Raw genomic sequence first — 14,466 nt, forward strand, 5'->3', positions numbered from 1 at the left:
CGATTCCGTCGACCAGCACGTGCAGTGGCACCAACGCGATGCCGCGTTCGGCGGCGAGTGTGGCCGGCAGACAGGACGAGGAGTCGGTGACGACGGCGACGGTCATGGCGATCCGGTCACCGATCCGGCGGCGACGGGTCGCAGCACCTCCAGCATCGCCTCGGCGACCGCGACATGAGCGTCCCACCCCCAGTGGATGCCGTCGGGGTTCGCGTTCTCGGACTCGATGTTCGGTCGGACGGCGTCGGCGAGGTCGACCATGGGGACGTTGTTGTCCACGCTCCATGCGCGCAGTGCGCGTACGGCGGGTTCGCGACCCGAGTGCACCTTGCCGTAAGCATCGCAGCGGTGCACCGACGGATAGGTACCGATGACCGGAAGTTCGGGGCGCACGTACGCCAGTGCCGCGCGGGTCTGTTCCAGATACTCGACGCTGAGCCGCGGCGGCAGCGCCACGGGCCAACCGAGATGCGACAGAACAGGTTGCACCGCTTGGTATCCCGCGCGAACCACGCGCCGAAGGGCAGGCGGTCGGACGTATCTGATCTGTTCCCGGAGCGCAGTCGGCAACGGCGACGGGAGTGAATCCATGCCGCCGATTCCGAGTACGACGGCACCGGCACGGGGAATGGCTGCCCACACCCGCGGATCCTGGGTCAGAGCCCACCACGCGTCCCGACTCGTCCAGCCGATGCGCGCAACCAACTCGACCGTCCAACCGAGTTCCGCTGCAACGAGATTGGGCCAGAGCCGCGGATCGTCGACGGGCAGTCCGCCCTCGGGTCCGTAGTAGCTCAGCGAGTCCGCGAGCACGAGCAGCGCGGGCTGCGCCGCCGTGTCAGAGGACGTCACTGGCCACTCGCGCCGAGGCGTTCCACACGTCCAGTCGCCAGGACGGATTCTCCCCGGGCCCGTGCGCACCGAGTTGCACCCAGCTGGTGTTCGCGAGGCCACCGAGCACCGGCCAGCGATCGGTCGGCAGATCGAGCAACGCGGCGGTCAGTGCCGCGATCAGACCTCCGTGCGCGACGAGGACGAGCGGTCGCTCGCTGCCGTCGGCACCCCACTCGGGCACGCCTGCTGTGAGTTCACGAACCAGCGGCACGCTGCGTCGCGCGACGTCGATGCGGCTCTCCCCACCGGGCGGGGCGACGGTGGCGTCGGCGCGCCAGGCCGGTCGCGCACCGGGGGCGATGTCGTCGACCTCGGTGTGGGTGAGTCCCTGCCACTGACCGAGGTGAGTTTCGCGCAGACGCTCGTCCACCGAGACCGCGACACCGGCTGCATCTCCGAGCGCGTTCGCGGTGTCGAGAGCTCGCCGCAGATCCGAGGAGACGATCTTGATCGGCTCACGCGTCGCGAGCTCGGCGGCGGCCGTCTTCGCCTGGCTGCGGCCGAGTTCGGACAGATCGGTGTCGAGCTGACCCTGCATGCGGTCGGTGGCGTTGTATTCCGTCTGACCGTGCCGAAGCAGGATGAGCCGTCTGATCATTGCTCCGATTCCGGAGCCGGATGCTGTCCGAGACCGGGAACCTCGATCGTCGGGCAGTCCTTCCACAACCGCTCGAGCGCGTAGAAGTTGCGCTCTTCGTTGTGCTGGACGTGCACGACGATGTCGGAGTAGTCCAGCAGTGCCCAACGGCCCTCCCTGGTGCCCTCGCGACGGACCGGCTTGTGTCCGGCCTCACGGAGCTGATCCTCGATGTTCTCCACGATCGCGTTGACCTGACGCTCGTTCGGTGCCGAGGCGATGACGAAGCAATCGGTGATGTAGAGCTGATCGGAGACGTCGAGAATCACCACGTCGCCGGCCAGTTTGTCGTCGGCTGCGAGCGCGGCGATACGCGCCATTTCGGCGGCTTCGGCTGTTGCAGTCACTTCGGTGTACTCCCACTCGTATGGCTCGGGTTCGCGGTCATTGCGCTGGTGACCGACCCTGCCGGTTGCTTCTTCTGGGGCGCCGGTTCCGACATGGTGACGGATCCGTCGAGACGCTGAGCGCCTCGTGGTCTGTAGAGATTCCTCTTCGAGATGTATTGCACGACGCCGTCCGGTACCAGGTACCAGACGGGCCGATTCTCACCGGCTCGAAGTCGACAGTCCGTCGACGATATCGCGAGTGCAGGGATTTCCATCAATGTGAGAGTGTCCGCGGGCAACGACCGAAGGTGATTGGCGAGATGTTCGACGCCGAGCTCGAACCCGGGACGCGAGACACCGACGAACTTGGCGAGCTCGAACAACTCCTCCCAGTTCTGCCACGTGAGTATCGACTCGAGCGCATCCGCCCCGGTGATGAAGTACAGCTCGGCGTTGGGATGCTGCGACCGCAGATCGCGCAGGGTGTCGACGGTGTAGGTCGACTTCTCCCGATCGACGTCCACCCGACTGACCGAGAAACGCGGATTGGACGCGGTCGCGATGACCGTCATCAGGTAGCGATCCTCTGCCGGGCTGACCGTCTTGCCTTCCTTCTGCCACGGGTTTCCGGTGGGGACGAAGATGACCTCGTCCAGACGGAACTTGTTCGCCACTTCGCTGGCCGCGACGAGGTGCCCGTGGTGAATCGGGTCGAAGGTGCCGCCCATCACGCCCAAACGGCGGACGGACTGCCTACCGGTGTCGTCGCCGGGGTCGAATTCGCGCTGCACAACCGCCGATTCTACGGCCGGGGTGCCGCCTGCCGTCACACGCCTCACACCGGCAGCAAACGCGAGACCACGGTGGCGAGCTGCTGAGCCGATCGGCACTCGTGCATCGCGATTACGTCTGAGTACACCTTGGCAGCCGAATCGCCGGAACCCCACTGCGATTTCGGTTCGGGATTGAGCCAGTACGCATGCTTGGCCACCGACACGATGTGCGCCAACGCCGGCAGCTTCGGTTCGCGGTAGTTGGTGCGGGCGTCCCCGAGAATCAGCACCGAGCTGCGACTGGTGACCGCGTGCGCGTACTTCTCGTCGAATGTCGTCAGTGCATGGCCGTAGTCCGAGTGGCCGTCGTACGTCACCAGATCGGACTCGCGAACGATGCGACTCATCGCCGCTCCGAGGTCGGCACCGGAATCGAAGAATCGCGTCACCTCGTCGGTGGAGTCGATGAACGCGAAGATGCGCACGCGCGAGAACTGCTCTCGCAGTGCATGCACCAACAGCAGAGTGAAATTACTGAATCCTGCCACCGAGCCCGAGACATCGCACAACACAACCAGTTCGGGGCGCGCTCGCCGCGGCTTGCGCTCGACCAGGTCGATCGGAATACCGCCGGTGGACATCGACTTGCGCAGCGTACGCCGCAGATCGATCGAGCCGTGCCTGCTTCGGCTGCGCCGCACCGCAAGTCGCGATGCCAACAACCGGGCGAGAGGGGTGACGTTGCGTCGCAGCGCCGCCATCTCCGTGTCCGAGGCCCGCAGGAAATCGACTTCCTCCGCGAGCTTGGGTACCCCGTAGCTCGCCACTCGCTCACGGCCCAGCTTTTCTGCCGACCGACGCCTCGTCTCGCTCTCGATCATCTTGCGCAGGTCTGCGATACGTTGCGCGGCAGTGCGTTTGGCAACCTCGGACTCGTAGTCGTCGGTGGGGCGATCAGGTGCGTCGTCGCTGCGCCCGAGCAATCCGTCGAGAATCTTGCGCAGCAACGTTTCGGGCGCAACGTCGCGCAGCGCCTGATATGCCGAGAACGACGGCCCGTTCGAGGACTTGTACTGTCCGAGTTCCTCGACCATCTGCGCCGCCAGCATCTGGGTCAGCTCGGCGGCCTCGGCCGAATCGTCCGAGAGCAGATCGACCAACAGCTCGCGGAGGGCATCGATGTCGACGTCGCCGGCATCGGTGCGGGGCAGGGCGGTATCGATCTGCCCCGAGTCCCTGGTACCCGATGCCACCGGGAACCACAGGTCGAACAGGGCGTCGAACACTCCGCGGTGCGTCGGACGGCGCAGCAGTGCACAGGCCAGACCCTCACGCACGGCCTCCCGATCGAGCAGATCGAGAACCGACAGGACGCGTCCGGCATCGACCGTCTCCGACGGCCCGACCGAAATTCCACGCCGACGCAGTGCGTCGACGAAACCGACGAGGTGACCGGGAATTCCGTGTGGGGCCTGCATGTCAGTTGAGCCGGAGTTCGGCTGCCGCGCGAACCTGGTCCGACTGATGCTTGAGTACCACACCGAGTGTGGAGCGAACCGCTTCGTCGTCGAGGGTGTCCATACCGAGCGCCAACAGTGTGCGTCCCCAGTCGATGGTCTCGGCCACCGAGGGCAACTTCTTGAGCTGCATCGCGCGCAGAACCCGCACGGTCTTGATCATCTGCTCGGCGATCGCCTCGGGTAGGTCGGGAACCCTGCTGGCCAGAATCCGACGCTCGAGGTCGGTGTCCGGGAAGTCCAGGTGCAGGAACAGGCACCGACGCTTGAGGGCCTCGGACAGTTCACGAGTGGCGTTCGAGGTGAGCACCACGAACGGCGTCCGCTCGGCCACGATCGTGCCGAGTTCGGGAATGGTGATCGCGAAGTCGCTCAGTACCTCGAGCAGCAGTCCTTCGATCTCGACGTCGGCCTTGTCGGTCTCGTCGATGAGCAGAACCGTGGGATCGGTCCGGCGAATGGCCTGCAGAAGCGGGCGCGCGAGCAGGAACTCCTCGGAGAACACGTCCAGCTTGGTCGAGTCCCAGTCGGCAGCGGTACCGGACTGGATGCGCAGAATCTGCTTGGCGTGGTTCCACTCGTACAGCGCGCGAGCCTCGTCGACACCCTCGTAGCACTGCAGCCGCACCAGTTCGGCCCCGGTCGTCTGCGCGACGGCACGGGCCAGCTCGGTCTTGCCGACTCCCGCCGGACCTTCGATCAGCAGCGGTTTGCCGAGGCGATCGGCGAGAAACACCGAGGTTGCGGTGGCCTTGTCGGCCAGATAGCCCGTCTCGGCCAGGCGCCTCTGGACGTCGTCCACGCTGGCGAACAGCGGGGGTGTCGTCGGTAGGGCACGATCCATGTCACAGCTCCTGATGATCGGGTCTGGCCGGTACTTCGAGGGTTGTCAGTCTCGGACGTGTCCGTCGCCCCACACGGTCCACTTGGTCGAGGTCAATTCGGGCAATCCCATGGGTCCACGCGCGTGCAGCTTCTGCGTCGAGATACCGATCTCGGCCCCGAAGCCGAACTGCTCGCCGTCGGTGAACGCCGTGGAGGCGTTGACCATCACTGCCGCCGCGTCGACCCGCTGGGTGAACTCGCGCGCGGCACCGATGTCGGCAGCGACGATCGCCTCGGTGTGGCCGGTGCCGTATCGGTCGATGTGGTCGATCGCCTCGTCGATACCGCCCACCACCCTCAGCGCGATGTCGAGTGAGAGGTACTCCTGCGACCAGTCCTCGTCGTGCGCGGGCACGAGCCCGGACAGATCCCCGTGCACCGTGACGCTGTGCATCTGGAAGGCCTGGAGCAAGCGCGGAACCATGGTCTCGGCGATCGCGGCATCGACCAAGACTGTCTCGGCGGCGTTGCAGACGCTGACTCGCCGGGTCTTGGCGTTGAGCACGATCTTCTCGGCCGTCTCCGGATCGGCAGAGGCATGGACGTACACGTGGCAGTTTCCGACGCCGGTCTCGATGGTCGGAACCGTGGCGTCGCGCACGACCGCCGCGATCAGACCGGCTCCACCACGCGGAATCACCACGTCGACCAAGCCGCGAGCCTGGATGAGGTGCGTGACCGTGGCACGATCGGCGCTTCCCAGAAGTTGCACCGCGGCCTCGGGCAGACCGTGACCGCGCAACGCTCCCTGCAGTGCCTCGACCAACGCCGCATTGGACTGCGCCGCCGACGACGAACCGCGGAGCAGCACCGCGTTGCCGGATTTGAACGCGAGGCCGAACGCGTCGACGGTGACGTTGGGCCGGGCCTCGTAGACCATCCCCACCACACCGAGGGGAACTCTCAGCTGACGAATCTCCAGCCCGTTGGGCAGCGTCGAACCGCGGATGATCTCACCGATCGGATCCGGCAACCCGGCCACCTGACGCAGTCCCGCCGCGATGCCGTCGATGCGCGACGCGGTCAGCCGCAGCCGGTCGAGCAGACCCTCGTCGGTACCGGCCGCTCGCGCGTTCTCGATGTCGACTGCGTTCGCGGCGAGTACCGGCTCCGAGGCAGCTACGACGGCATCTGCCGCAGCGTGCAGCACCGCGTCCTTCTCTGCGGTCGTCAGCAGCGCGAGCGCCCGCGATGCGGAGCGCGCTCGGCGTGCTGCGGCGTGCACGTTCTCTCGCTCGTCGGCAGTGCTGGTCACCGGTTCGGCCGAGACGGAAGCTGTCATGAACTACACACTAATAGGGGCCGGGAATGAAGCTGCATCGCCGCGTCGTTGCAGCACAGCGTGAAGATCGTCGACCGAACGTCGGCGCTGCCCGAAGACCGGAGGAACCCCTCGTGAGTGTGCTGTTCGAGCCCCTGACCCTGCGCAACGTCACCTTCCCGAACCGGGTGTGGATGGCACCGATGTGCCAGTACTCGGCCGACGAGGCGGGTGACAACGTCGGCGTCGCGGGCGACTGGCACCGCACCCACCTGGTGAGCCGGGCGATCGGCGGTGCCGGTCTGATCATCACCGAAGCCGCCGCCGTGAGCCCCGAGGGGCGCATCAGCCCGTCGGACCTGGGCATCTGGAACGACACCCAGGCCGATGCATTGGCAAAAATCGTCGCCGAGATCTCGTCCTTCGGAACCGTCCCGGGCATTCAGCTCGCACACGCGGGGCGCAAGGCGTCGACCGCTGCTCCCTGGGTGGGTGGCAAGTCCTTGCCGGCCGAGGACCCCCGAAGTTGGGAAACCGTCGGCCCCACCGAGGTTGCGTTCGGTGACTACGCGAGCCCGCGGGAGGCGACGACCGAGGACATCACGAAGATCGTCGACGACTTCCGCACTGCCGCCCAGCGTGCACTGAAGGCGGGTTTCCAGGTGGCCGAGGTGCACGGGGCGCACGGATACCTGCTGCACCAGTTCCTGTCTCCCGTCAGCAACACCCGTACCGACTCGTACGGCGGAGATTTCGCGGGCCGCACGCGCCTGCTGATCGAGGTCGTCGACGCCGTGCGTGAGGTGTGGCCCGAGGAGCTGCCGCTGTTCGTCCGGCTGTCGGCCACGGACTGGCTCGACGAGCCCGAGAACAGCGAGCATGCAGCCGAATTGGAGGCCCCGAGCTGGACGTCGGATCAGACTGTCGCGTTGTCGCAGATACTCACCGAGCACGGGGTGGATCTGGTCGACACCTCCACCGGAGGCAACGTGCACGCCACGATCCCGGTCGGTCCCGGTTACCAGGTTCCGTTCGCGCGGCGAATCCAGAACGAGACCACGATGCCGGCCGCTGCGGTCGGCATGATCACCGAACCCAAGCAGGCCGAGGACATCGTCTCGCTGGGCGAGGCAACGGCTGTACTGCTGGCACGCGAACTGCTGCGTGATCCGTACTGGCCGCGGCGCGCAGCTCGCGAACTCGGCGTCGAGATGCTCCCGGCCGTGGCACCGCAGTACGAGCGGGCCTACTGAGGGCTCACACCACGAACCCGAGCTTCTTGTCCACCACGTTGCGCAGCGGTTCGCCTCGAAAATGCCGAAGTGCGTTGTCCACGAACAACTCCGCGAGCCGCTGCTTCCACCCCGAGGCATCACCGCTCATGTGCGGGGTGACGATGACGTTCTCGGCCGTCCACAACGGGTGGTCGGCCGAGAGCGGCTCGGTGTCGAACACATCGAGTGCGGCCCCCGCGATGTGCCCAGTGGCAAGGTGTGCCAGCAGTGCATCGGTATCGAGCAACTCCCCACGGCCGACGTTGATCACCCGGGATCCGGGCTTCATCGCGGCCAACACCGCGTCGTCGACAAGTCCCCTCGTCTGTTCGGTGAGTGGCGCGACGAGCACCAGATAGTCGGCTCGGGCTGCCACGGAACCCAAATCGCCGCTGGCGTACACGGTTCCGAAATCGCGATCACCCTCTCGCTGTGTTCGCCCCATGCCCGAGACCGACATCCCCACTGCAGTGAGCATGGTGGCGATGGCCCGACCGATCGCTCCTGTTCCCACGATCATCGCGTGGGCACCGTCGATTCGTTCGGTCTCGCGATGCTGCCAGACCTTCGATTGCTGCAGTGCGCGAGAACGTTCGGAGTCCTTGGCGAACGCGAGGATCTGCGCCAGCACGAACTCCGCGATCGGCCGATCGAATACGCCCCGCGAATTGGTCACGATCACATCGGAATCGACCAACTCATCGAACATCAACGAGTCGACGCCTGCCGCGGCGATGTGTATCCATTTCAGCGAGCCGCAGCGGGGCCACGCGGATCGGACTGCGGGAGAGAAGAAGTCCCACAGCAGCAGCGCGTCGGCCCCGTCGACCGCATCACCGAGGGTGTCGGCGGTGGCGTACCGGACGTCGGCGACCTCCTCGACGGAGTCGAGACCGTCGGGAAGGTCGCCGGCGTGCAGAACGACGAGAACAGGTGCCACTACTTCTTCTTGTATCCGACGAGTTCGACGCCGGACGCGGCCACCTCGTCGTCGTTGTCGCCGGGGCACTGGGTTCCGCGCAACGAGCGGCCTGCGGTTTCCGGCATCAGCAGAATCGGCACGAAGGCGATGGCAGCCGCGATCATCATGTACCAACCCGGAACCAGGTTCGATCCGGTTCGGTCGATCAGGAACGTCAGGATCAGCGGAGCCGTACCGCCGAAGAGCGCCGTCGAGACGTTGTACCCGATGGCGAACGCTCCGTAACGCACCTGAGTCGGGAACAGTGCTGGCAGGGTCGACGACACACAGGAGCACATGATCACCAGCAACACTCCGAGACCGAGCAGGCCGACGCTCTGGCCGATCAGTCCGGTGTTGATGATCAGCAGGAACAGCGGAACGCTGAACACGAAGTACCCGATGCAGGCCGCCAGCAGCAACGGCTTTCGGCCCACTCGGTCGGACAGCGCACCGATGGGGTTGATGATCGCCATCATGATGATCATGATCGCCACGAGGGTGAAGTTGGACTGAGTCGTACTGTGCCCCAACGTGTCGCTCAGATACGAGGGCAAGAACGTCAGCACCGTGTAGTAGGCGATGTTGAGCAGCAGCACGAATCCCATCAGGATCAGGATCCGCTGCCAGTACGTCATCGTGGTCTTGAGCGAGGCCATGGCCCCACCTGCACCTTCCTCGACCGTACCGCCGTCTTCCTTGGCCTCGGCGAACACGGGAGAATCCTCGAGCCGAGTACGCAACCACAGTGCGACGATGCCGAGCGGCAGAGTCACCAGGAACGGGATCCGCCAGCCCCACGCCTCCATCGTTTCGTCGCCGAGCGCGACGTTGAGCAGGGTGCACAGCGTGGCACCGCCCACGGTTCCTGCGAGGGTGCCGAATTCGAGGAACGATCCGAAGAATCCGCGGCGCTTGTCCGGCGCGTATTCGGCCATGAACACAGCTGCGCCGCCGTATTCACCACCGGTGGAGAAGCCCTGCACCAATCGGCAGACGAGCAGCAGCAGCGGTGCGGCGATGCCGATGGTGTCGAACGTCGGCAGCACGCCGATGGTTGCCGTCGCCAACGTCATCATCGAGACGGTCAGAACCAAGACCTTCTGGCGGCCGATGCGGTCTCCGAGTGGGCCGAGCACGATGCCGCCGATGGGGCGAATGATGAACGACGCGGCCAGCACGGCGAACGTGGAGAGCAGGCTTGCTCCCCCGTCCTCGGACGGGAAGAAGTTGGCGGCGATGTACACGGCCAGGTAGCCGTACACCGCGTAGTCGAACCACTCGACGGCGTTACCGAGCGCGGATCCGCCGATGGCGCGATGGAGAACCTTGGTCTCGTCCGGGCTCAGAGTGTCGGTGCTCGGGGGATATCCGGTCGGCGATGCTGCCGACCCTGATTTTTCGGTCACGGTCGAAATACCTCTCGCTTTTGTGGTCAAAGTGGAGCGTCGGTGTGGTACTTCGCAGCGTTCGACATTACGACGATGCGGAACATACGGTTCGGCCCACCCCCTCGTGCAACGCTAAAGCGCTGGTAGCGCAGCAATTCTGGTGGCGATCAACGCGTACGCCCTTGCGCTGTCGGTCAATTGCTGCACGGCGACGGACTCGTCCGGCCGATGTGCTTGGCTTTCGATCTCCCCCGGACCGAGCACGACGGTCTTGATACCCATCTGCTGTGCCACGAAACCACCATCGCACGATGCCGTCCAGATGTCAGTCGAACGTGCAGATCCGGTGTCGAGGACCGATTGCACTGCGGTGGTGACCAATCCATCGTTCACGCTGGTCAGAAAGCCCGGCATCTCCATCGCGATTCCGATGCGAATGTCGATGTCGCCGCCGGTCAGGCCGGCCGATTCGATGCGCGATCGCAGGTCGCCGACGACACCGGCAGCGCTCTCTCCCGGTACCAGACGGCGGTCGACGGTGAGCACGCAGCGATCGGCGACCATCGATGTGCCGGTGCCTCCCGTTATCGTCCCCACGTTCCACGTGGCCGGACCCAGATCGGGGTCGGGGTTGGCATCCAATTCGGCCTGGGAGCCCTCGATGATCCCGATGATGCGCGCTGCCGCGGAAATTGCGTTGGCCCCGTTGCGCGGCTGCCCCGCATGCGCGGAACGGCCACGCACCTCTATCTCCAGGTTCGCCGCCCCTCGACATCCGACGATGGTGACCAGGTCCGTCGGCTCTGCCACCACGCAGCAGCTGTAGTTCCGGTGCGGAAGCGCGGCGACGAATGCTCGGATACCGAGACCGGTGTCCTCCTCGTCGACCAGACACGCCAAGGTCATCGGATACTCGTCCGCGAGACCGGCGCGATGCACTGCGGTCATCGCCGCGACCACTGCGGCCAGGCCGCCTTTCATGTCGCAGGCCCCGCGGCCGAAAATTCGGCCGTCTCGAACGACCGCGGAGAACGGATCGGTGGTCCAGCCCGTACCCGCCGGAACCACGTCCGAGTGGCCGACGAACAGCACTCCCGGCCGCTCGTCGGATCCGATGGACACGATGACGTTGGGTCGCCCCGGAGCCACCTCGACAGTCCGAACGTCGAATCCCAGTGCGCGACAGTGCTCGGCGAGCACCTTCGCAGTCTTCTCCTCGGTGTCGCCGGGGTTCTCGCCACCGGCATCGATCAATGCCGCAGTCAGAGAGACGATCTCGTGCTCGTCGATCGAACTGAGAAGAGCGCCTTCGGAAGTCGAAACGGTCATCGGGTGGGATCGGAGGCGAGCAGGTGCTTCGACTTGTCCACCGCTGCCGCCAGCCGTCTGATTCCCTCGTCGATGCGTTCGGGCGTCGACGAGGCGAAGCACAGCCGCAACGAATCGTGGAACTTCCCACCCACCGACAACGCCGGCCCGGGTATGTAGGCCACACCCTCTGCCAGTGCCGTCTCGAACAGGTCCTGCGTCGAGAAGTCGACGTCGTTGCCGCGCAACGTCGCCCAGAGAAAGAACCCTCCCTCGGGGTCCGTCGTGGACATCGACTCGCCGAAGTACTTGTCGATGCTGTTCTGCATCGCGACCTTGCGGGGCAGGTACACCGAGGCCAACGATCGAAGATGCTCGTCGAGCAGGCCGCGCCGGATGTACTCGGCCACCATCCGCTGACCGGGCAGGTTGGTGCACGTGTCCATGGCCTGCTTGGCGTTGACGATCAACTGCCGTGCCTCCGGGGCGGCGTCCACCCACCCCACGCGCAGGCCTGGGGCGATCATCTTGGAGAAGGTCCGCACAGAGAAGATCAACGGGTCGTTGGGACTGAGCGTGCCGAAACTGGAAATCGGATCACCCGAGAAGCGGAGCAGGCCGTACGGATCATCGTCGAGAATCACCGATCCCCACCGGTGCGCCAGCTCGATCAGCAGCTGTCGGCGCTCGAGCGACAGGGTGACCCCGGACGGGTTCTGGAAGTTGGGGATCACGTAGATCATCTTCGGCACTCGACCAGCACGCTCGACGAGCTCCGGCAATGCCTCGACGATGAGGCCGTCACTGTCCATCGGGGCCTCGAGGATGTCGCCTCCGTAGCTGAGCACGGTGGCGGTTCCGTTGGTGTACGTGGGACTTTCGACGATCACCAGGTCGCCCGGATCGACGAACAGCTTGCACGCGATGTCGAGCCCCTGCATTCCGCCGGAGGTGATCACCACTCGCTCGTGGGACGTGGGCTCGCCGACCGAATCGAGGTACGAGAGCAACGCGTCGAGCAAGCCCGGATCGCCCTCGGTGGCACCGTAGTCGAACGCGTCGGCAGTCAGTACGCTGCCGGCGATCGTGGTGAACGCAGCGGCCGGAACGGTCTCGGCGGCAGGAGATCCCATGGCGAATCTGACGATGTCGTGCTTCTGTGCAGCGAGGAGCGATGTCGAGGAATCGATCACCGATCCCACCAGTTTGTCGGTCCGCAGGGCCCAGGGAATGGCAGGAGTGGAGCCTGCGGAACGACTTTGGGTGGCAGGAGTGGAGCCTGCGGAACGACTTTGGGTGGCAGGAGTGGAGCCTGCGGAACGACCCTTCGTGGCAGGAGTGGAGCCTGCGGAACGACCCTTCGTTGATGCGGTCATGCTCACTCCTTCGTCAGTAGTTCTCGGGGGTATGCGGTGAAGGTTTCGAGGCCGGTTTCGGTGACGCGAACGGCCTCGGATACCTCGTATCCGTAGTCGTCCATCCACATTCCGCCGATGATGTGGAAGGTCATGTTCTCGGCGAGCACCGTGTCGTCGTCGGTGCGTAGGCTCACGGTGCGCTCACCCCAGTCGGGTGCGTAGGCGATGCCTATCGAGTAGCCGATGCGCGACGGTTTGTGCAGTCCGTGCTTGGCCAGGCTCGTGTTCCATACCTGTGCCAGTTCGGTCGCGGTGACGCCCGCCTGCACGGTCGCGAGCACGTCGTTCAGTGCTTCTCCGGTGGACTTGGCGAGGTAATCCATACGCGGACTCGGCTTTCCGAGCACGATCGTGCGCGCCATGGGGATGTGGTAGCGCCGAAACACTCCGGCCAGTTCGACGACGGTGGTCTCGCCGCGCACGAAGGGTTGATGCGACCAGGTCAGATGTGGGGTGTCGGCTCCGGCACCGGTGGGCAGCATCGGGACGATGGCCGGATGGTCGCCGCCGAACTCCTCGGTGCCGCGTACCTGTGCGTTCATGATGGCCGCGGCCGCGTCGCACTGCCGTTCACCGACCGAGATCGATTGGTACGCAGCCGACATTGCCGATTCGCAGACTTTCGCGGCGCCGCGCATCAGGGCGATCTCCGCGGGCGATTTGACCACGCGCACCCAGTTGATGAGCTCGTAGGAGTCGGTGAAGCGATATTCGGGCAGCGACTTCACCAGTGCCTCGAAAGCCTTGGGACTGAAGTAGTACGAGTCCATCTCCAGCCCCACCTGGCCGTGCTCGAAGTTGTTCACCAGTCCCAGTTCGCGCAGTTTCGCGGCTACCCAGACGAACGGGTGCGTGTCCTTGCGCTGCACGAACGTTTCGGGGTAGCCGAATGTTCGATCCTGCGGAAGCCACGACGTGCGGAACGCGCCGTTGGCGTCCATCTCGCGGGCGAAGAAATACATCTCTCCCTCGAGGGGCACGTACAGCATCTGCGGGGTGTAGAACGAGAGCGCGTTGTATCCGAGCAGGTAGTAGAGGTTCGCTGGATCGGTGACGATGAGCGCGGTGAGGTTCTGCGCTGCCATCCGCTCGCGGACGGCAGCGAGCCGGAAGGCGTACTCCTCGTCGGTGAACGTGATCGGCGTGCTGTTCGGAACATCGGGGTACCGAGCGAGGCCGGGAGCGGCCCGTCCTGTGGTCTCGTCGGGTCCGAGTGCGGTGACGTAGGCGGCGTCGGGTGAGTCGTTCACGGGCACCCCCTTCAATGAGGTCGGTTTAGTAGATTGTTGACAATCAGGCTAGGCGCTGGCGTGAGAGGTTCGCAAGACTTCGGATGTAAATGCTGTGTTGCCGGACCGGCGACTATCCAGGAGTGGCCAGTGCCGAGTGTTCGGCCTGCTCTTCGACCATGGCACGGGTCAGGTCGTGGATGGCGGTGTCCATGTGCTCGTGCACGCCCTTTTCCAGTGCGTCCCAATCCGATCCGAGCAACAGGTCGACGATCAGCTGGTGTTCCTCCACCAACGCCTCCGGCCGGTAGTACGCAGTTTCGAGGTTGGCCATGCAGATACGTGCCTCCGCCGCGAGCGTGGCGTACATGCGCGACATTCGGCTGTTGCGCGTCGCCGCGACCAGTGCGGTGTGAAACGCCAGATCCCGTTCGGCAAGACCTCGCCAATCCGCCCGATCGATGAACGGCTGCATCTGCATCACGATGGCCGAGAGCTCGTCGGCAGCCGACACCAGGCGCGCACGGTCCCCGTGCACCAGAGTCCACGCGGCACCGACCTCGATGGCCGCGCGGGATTCGTAGATCTC

Annotated in this window: 14 protein-coding genes; 1 reads left to right on the forward strand and 13 read right to left on the reverse strand. The window is 65.2% G+C overall.

Features of this window, described 5'->3' with window-relative positions:
* Positions 1–102: 102 nt before the first annotated feature.
* From octT to A2J02_RS19530, 7 genes are all read right to left on the reverse strand, one after another.
* Complete coding sequence (octT, locus tag A2J02_RS19500; RefSeq protein WP_068052408.1) at positions 103–852, reverse strand: diglucosylglycerate octanoyltransferase; 750 nt, start codon at positions 850–852, stop codon at positions 103–105.
* Positions 839–1,492 (reverse strand): histidine phosphatase family protein, encoded by a 654-nt coding sequence (locus tag A2J02_RS19505; protein ID WP_068052411.1) that lies wholly within the window; start codon positions 1,490–1,492, stop codon positions 839–841. Before A2J02_RS19505 ends, octT begins: the two co-directional genes overlap by 14 nt.
* Positions 1,489–1,878, reverse strand: a complete 390-nt coding sequence (gene rsfS, locus A2J02_RS19510) for a ribosome silencing factor (RefSeq protein ID WP_032394567.1) — start codon at positions 1,876–1,878, stop codon at positions 1,489–1,491. Before rsfS ends, A2J02_RS19505 begins: the two co-directional genes overlap by 4 nt.
* Positions 1,875–2,588 (reverse strand): nicotinate-nucleotide adenylyltransferase, encoded by a 714-nt coding sequence (gene nadD / locus A2J02_RS19515; RefSeq protein ID WP_068052425.1) that lies wholly within the window; start codon positions 2,586–2,588, stop codon positions 1,875–1,877. Before nadD ends, rsfS begins: the two co-directional genes overlap by 4 nt.
* A gap of 107 nt (positions 2,589–2,695) precedes the next feature.
* Positions 2,696–4,111: a vWA domain-containing protein gene (locus A2J02_RS19520; RefSeq protein ID WP_068052413.1), complete on the reverse strand. Its 1,416-nt coding sequence runs from the start codon at positions 4,109–4,111 to the stop codon at positions 2,696–2,698.
* A gap of 1 nt (position 4,112) precedes the next feature.
* Positions 4,113–4,994: an AAA family ATPase gene (locus A2J02_RS19525; protein WP_068052415.1), complete on the reverse strand. Its 882-nt coding sequence runs from the start codon at positions 4,992–4,994 to the stop codon at positions 4,113–4,115.
* 45 nt (positions 4,995–5,039) lie between these two features.
* Positions 5,040–6,317, reverse strand: a complete 1,278-nt coding sequence (locus A2J02_RS19530; RefSeq protein ID WP_068052417.1) for a glutamate-5-semialdehyde dehydrogenase — start codon at positions 6,315–6,317, stop codon at positions 5,040–5,042.
* A gap of 113 nt (positions 6,318–6,430) precedes the next feature.
* Here A2J02_RS19530 and A2J02_RS19535 point away from each other — a divergent pair, with 113 nt between their 5' ends.
* Positions 6,431–7,549 (forward strand): NADH:flavin oxidoreductase/NADH oxidase, encoded by a 1,119-nt coding sequence (locus A2J02_RS19535; RefSeq protein WP_068052428.1) that lies wholly within the window; start codon positions 6,431–6,433, stop codon positions 7,547–7,549.
* A 4-nt stretch (positions 7,550–7,553) separates the two neighbouring features.
* Here A2J02_RS19535 and A2J02_RS19540 read toward each other — a convergent pair whose 3' ends face one another.
* From A2J02_RS19540 to A2J02_RS19565, 6 genes are all read right to left on the reverse strand, one after another.
* Positions 7,554–8,510: a D-2-hydroxyacid dehydrogenase gene (locus A2J02_RS19540; RefSeq protein WP_068052421.1), complete on the reverse strand. Its 957-nt coding sequence runs from the start codon at positions 8,508–8,510 to the stop codon at positions 7,554–7,556.
* Positions 8,510–9,940, reverse strand: coding sequence for an MFS transporter (locus A2J02_RS19545; protein WP_231911481.1), 1,431 nt, complete (start codon positions 9,938–9,940; stop codon positions 8,510–8,512). Before A2J02_RS19545 ends, A2J02_RS19540 begins: the two co-directional genes overlap by 1 nt.
* A 114-nt stretch (positions 9,941–10,054) precedes the next feature.
* On the reverse strand, positions 10,055–11,251 hold the full coding sequence (locus A2J02_RS19550) for a M20 family metallopeptidase (RefSeq protein ID WP_068052423.1): 1,197 nt from the start codon (positions 11,249–11,251) through the stop codon (positions 10,055–10,057).
* Positions 11,248–12,606: an aminotransferase-like domain-containing protein gene (locus tag A2J02_RS19555; protein WP_442971490.1), complete on the reverse strand. Its 1,359-nt coding sequence runs from the start codon at positions 12,604–12,606 to the stop codon at positions 11,248–11,250. Before A2J02_RS19555 ends, A2J02_RS19550 begins: the two co-directional genes overlap by 4 nt.
* Before the next feature lie 2 nt (positions 12,607–12,608).
* The gene (locus A2J02_RS19560; protein ID WP_068052434.1) at positions 12,609–13,787 is read right to left on the reverse strand and encodes a M24 family metallopeptidase; all 1,179 of its coding nucleotides are present in this window, start codon (positions 13,785–13,787) and stop codon (positions 12,609–12,611) included.
* Between the two features lie 223 nt (positions 13,788–14,010).
* On the reverse strand, positions 14,011–14,466 hold a 456-nt coding region (locus tag A2J02_RS19565), incomplete at its 5' end, for an FCD domain-containing protein (RefSeq protein WP_156516306.1).

The organism is Rhodococcus sp. EPR-147 (genome assembly GCF_001647185.1).
Taxonomy (GTDB): domain Bacteria; phylum Actinomycetota; class Actinomycetes; order Mycobacteriales; family Mycobacteriaceae; genus Rhodococcoides.